The organism is Streptomyces sp. NPDC057638, assembly GCF_042800315.1.
Lineage (GTDB): Bacteria > Actinomycetota > Actinomycetes > Streptomycetales > Streptomycetaceae > Streptomyces.
Genome location: NZ_JBHVHF010000454.1, coordinates 1 through 4,567 on the forward strand (window position 1 = coordinate 1; position 4,567 = coordinate 4,567).

Genomic DNA, 4,567 nt, shown 5'->3' on the forward strand with positions numbered 1-4,567 from the left:
GTCGTGTGCGCGGCCCTCGTGTGCGCGGCCGTCGTGTGCGCGGCCGTCGTGTGCGCGGCCGTCGTGTGCGCGGCCCTCGTGTGCGCGGCCCTCGTGTGCGCGGCCCTCGTGTGGGCATCGGTCACCGACGCACCATTGCGTGCCGAACGCCCACGCAGCAGGATCGGCGGCGGGCGCCCCGCACACCCCGGCAGGGCAGCCCCGACCGTGCCATGAGCCCAAGAACCCCCGTACGACTCCCTCTTCAGCTTTCGGCGCACTCATGCAGAAGTAGGGCACATCGGGTCACTCACGGCAGTAGCGATGACAACTGACCGTTTCTCGCACCCCACTTGACGACTTCCGGGCGCTAATCCACACTTCCCGTCATGCCCGGTCAGTTTCGGGCGTCCGCAGTCACAGGAGTCCCATGCTTCCCGCAGAGCGCCATCGGCGCATCTCCGCCCTGGTCCAGCGCGTCGGCACCATCAGCACGGACGACCTCGCCGACCGGTTGCAGGTGTCGGCCGAGACCGTCCGCCGCGACCTCGGGCAGATGGAGCGGCGCGGGGTGCTGCGGCGGGTGCGCGGCGGCGCCGCGTCGCTCGCGGTGGTGCGGGGGATCGGTGGCGAGGAGGCGTCCTACGCCGACCGCTCCGCCTCCCAGCTCCCGGCGAAGGCCGCCATCGGCGCGGCGGCGGCCCGGCTGATCCAGCCCGGGATGACCGTCGTCATCGACATGGGGACGACGGCGGTCGAGATAGCCCGCGCCCTGCCCGCCGACTTCCGGGGCATCGTCGCGACCCCCTCGCTCCATGTCGCGGGCGTGGTCGCCGCGCTCCCCCAGGCCCATGTGCTGCTGCCCGGCGGGCGGTTGCGCGGTGGCGATCTGGTGCTGGCCGGGCCGCAGACCGTGGACTTCTTCGGTGAACTCAACGCGGATCTGGCCTTCCTGGGCTCCGGCGGGGTCGAACCCGGCGCCGGGGTCACCGACTTCCACTTCGAGGAGATCTTCACCAAGAAGCGGATCCTCGCCACCAGTGTGCGGAGCTATGTGGTGGCGGACGGCAGCAAGTGGGGGCGGGTCGCGGGGCATCGCGTCTGTGCCGTCGACGCGGGGGCGGGCATCATCACCGACCCCTCGGCCCCCGTCGAGCTGGTCGACGCGGTACGCGGGGCGGGGTGTGAGGTGATCATCGCCTGAGCGGTCGCCCCGGTGACCCCGGTCGCCTCGGCAGCCCCGGCCCTCCGGGCCGCTCTCCCTCTCCTCTCCCCCGCGCCCGTCCCCGTTCATCGAACTGACGGATCATCATCTTCTGCTGGTGGAGCAGCGCGTCGTCACGCTCCCCTCCCGGGCGTCCCCCCCTCATGGCGCCCCTTCCCCGGTCCCGTCGGCACGCCCCCGGGACCGTTCCCCCGAGTTCTGTTCTCCCGCGGCTCCCCCGGGGTTCTCCCCTGGACTCCCGCCGTGGCGCACAGGGTCCTGAAAGGAATCATCCGCATGACAACCGACGCACCCGCGTCCGGGGAACCGGCGACCGCGAACGACGCGGACGCCGACGGCCCCAGACCGAAGGGCATGGGGCGCGAGCTGACCCGCTACGCCTCCTTCGCCATGGCCTTCGGCTTCGTCTCCATCGCCACCGGCATCTTCACCACCTACGGCGCGGTGCTCTCCAGCTCCGGGCCGCGCGGCATCTTCGCCTGGCCGATCGCGGTGATCGGGCAGCTCTCGGTGGCCCTGGTCTTCGGCGCGCTCGCCGCCCGCATCCCCATCAGCGGCTACGCCTACCAGTGGGTCTCCCGGATCGTGAACCCGGTCTGGGGCTGGATCATGGGCTGGATCTCGTTCTCCTTCCTCGGCGTCGTGGTCGTGGCCGTCGACTACACCATCGCGTCGACGATCCTGCCCGAGCTGTTCCAGTACCAGGGCACCACCGAGAACGCCTGGGCCATCACCGCCGTGGTGATCCTGCTCCAGTCGCTGCTGGTGGCCTGGTCCACCCGGGTGACACACCAGGTCAACAAGGCCGCCGTCACCGTCCAGCTGGTCGGGATGATCGCGCTGACCGTGCTGCTCTTCGCCGTCGGCGGCTTCGCCGGTGACCTGGACTTCGGCACCCTCTTCGAGGCCGCGCCCGCCAGCGAGGACGGCTACTACGGGCTGGGCAGCGCCAGCCACGCCGGTCCGTTCGCGCTGGCCTTCCTGCTCGGCGCCTTCACCATCGTCGGCTTCGAGTCGGCCGCCAACCTGGCGGAGGAGACCCGCGACCCGGCCCGCGTCATCCCCAAGGCCATGGTCCAGGCCGTGGTCTCCCTCGGTGTCCTCGGCTTCCTCTTCCTGATCGCGGTGACCGCGCTGCTGGGCGACCCGGCGAAGATGGCCGAGTCCGGCACCCCCGTCGCCACCGTGATCACCGAGGTGCTCGGCTCCGGTGTCGGCAAGGCGATGCTGGTGCTCGTGGTGATCTCGATCTTCTCCTGCGGTCTGGTCATCACCATGAGCGGCACCCGGCTGGTGTGGGCGATGTCCCGCGACGAGCGCTTCCCCGGCTGGACCGCGCTGCGCGTGGTCAACCCCGGCCGTGGCACCCCGCTGAACGCGACCGTCTTCCTCTTCGTCGTCGCCCAGGTCATCCTCGGTGTCTTCTCGCAGTCGACGGACGCGCTGTTCTCGCTCTTCTCGGCCGCGACCCTGCTGCCCGCGATCATCTACGCGGGCACGGTGCTGATGTACATCGTCAAGCGCCGCAGCCTGCCGCCGACGCAGGGCTTCACGCTGGGCCGCTGGGAGACCCCGGTGATCGTGGTCGCCTCGGTCTGGCTCGTCTACGAGTTGCTGCTCTTCCGTGACGAGTCCTTCCGCGACCCGTGGCTCTACGTCCTGGTGCTCTTCGCCATCGGCGGCTGCTACCTGGCCTTCCTGCTGGTACGGCGGGGGGTGGCCGGGCTGTCCATGCCGGACATGCTCAACGTCGACCGGATGCTGGACGAGACCGACCCGGGCGCGGCGGGCCGGCGGGCCGAGGACGTTCCCGTACCGGACCGCGGGGCGCGCGGATGACCGTGGTTCTGGCGATCGACCAGGGGACGTCCGGCACCAAGGCCGTCGTCGTGGACGGCGACGGCCGTACGCTCGCCCTCGCCGAGGCGGGGCTGCGGCCCCGCTACGGCGACGGCGGTCTCGTGGAGCAGGACCCCCTGAGTCTGCTGGAGTCCGTGCTGGACACCGGCCGCCGCGCGCTCGCGGCGGCCGGTCGTCCGGTCGACGCCGTCGCCCTGGCCAACCAGGGGGAGACGGTACTGGCCTGGGACCCGGCCACCGGTGCGCCGCTCTCCGCGGCGATCGTGTGGCAGGACCGGCGCGCCGAGTCCGTCTGCGCCGAGCTGACCGAGCACGCCGACTGGATCGCGGCCCGTACCGGTCTGGTCCTCGACTCCTACTTCACCGCGCCCAAGATGGCCTGGCTGCGCCGCGAGGTGACCCGCGCGGGCGTGGTCACCACCGTCGACACCTGGCTGCTGTACCGGCTGACGGGTGAGTTCGTCACCGACGCGGCGACCGCCAGCCGCTCCCTGCTGCTGGACATCGACACCGGCGGCTGGGATCCCGAGCTGGCCGTGCTCTTCGCCCTGGAGGAGGAGCGGCTGCCCCGGATCGTGGACTGCGCCGAGGTCATCGGCACCACCCGTGCCTTCGGCGGGGAGCTGCCGGTGGCCGGTCTGGTCACCGACCAGCAGGCCGCGCTGCTCGCCGAGGGCTGTGTGACACCGGGCTCGGCCAAGTGCACCTACGGTACGGGGGCGTTCCTGCTCGCCAACACCGGCGGCACGGCGGCACGCTCCCGGGTGGGCCTGACCACCTCCATCGCCTGGCGGCTGGGCGGGCGCACCGACTACTGCGTCGACGGACAGGTCTACACGGCCGCCTCCGCCGTGCGCTGGCTGCGGGACCTCGGGCTGATCGGCTCCGCCGAGGAGCTGGACGCGCGGGCGGCGAAGGACTCGGACGGGACGCTGTGCGTCCCGGCGCTGGCGGGTCTCGCGGCGCCCTGGTGGCGCCCGGACGCGACGGCGACCTTCGCCGGGATGACCCTGTCGACCGGCCCCGGCCATCTGGTGCTCGCCGTCCTCCAGGGCATCGCGGCCCAGGTCGCCACGGTCTGCGACCGGGTCGCGGACGATGTCGGCGCCCCGCTGACCCGGCTGCGCGCCGACGGCGGGCTGACCCGCAGCGCCACCCTGATGCAGGCCCAGGCCGATCTGGCGCAGCTGCCGGTGGATGTCTACCCCTCGCCGCACGCCACACCGCTGGGCGCCGCCGCCCTGGCGCGCCTCGCGCTGGACCCGGGGCTGACACTGGAGCAGGCCGTCGGCGACTGGCGGCCGTCGGCGGTGTACGAGCCGGTATGGCCGGCGGACCGGGCGGAGGAGTTCCGCCGCACCTGGACGGCGGTCGCCGAGGCCACCGTCCGCAAGGGAGAACTGATATGAGCACCATCCCGATTGGAGGTCCCCCCGGACGGAGTCTGGGGGAGGCCGACCCCGGGACGGCCCCGGCCGCCGACCACCACGGCGTCTATGACGT

3 protein-coding genes are annotated in these 4,567 nt (G+C 72.3%); all 3 read left to right on the top strand.

Annotated elements, in window-relative coordinates; all coding sequences use genetic code 11:
• The first annotated feature begins 409 nt into the window (after positions 1-409).
• Positions 410-1,183, top strand: a complete 774-nt coding sequence (locus ACFVIM_RS33055; RefSeq protein WP_384309449.1) for a DeoR/GlpR family DNA-binding transcription regulator — start codon at positions 410-412, stop codon at positions 1,181-1,183.
• A 297-nt stretch (positions 1,184-1,480) separates the two neighbouring features.
• Positions 1,481-3,043, top strand: coding sequence for an APC family permease (locus ACFVIM_RS33060; protein ID WP_384309451.1), 1,563 nt, complete (start codon positions 1,481-1,483; stop codon positions 3,041-3,043).
• Positions 3,040-4,473 (top strand): FGGY family carbohydrate kinase, encoded by a 1,434-nt coding sequence (locus tag ACFVIM_RS33065; protein WP_384309454.1) that lies wholly within the window; start codon positions 3,040-3,042, stop codon positions 4,471-4,473. The genes ACFVIM_RS33060 and ACFVIM_RS33065 overlap by 4 nt, the downstream gene beginning before the upstream one ends.
• The last annotated feature ends 94 nt before the right edge of the window (positions 4,474-4,567 follow it).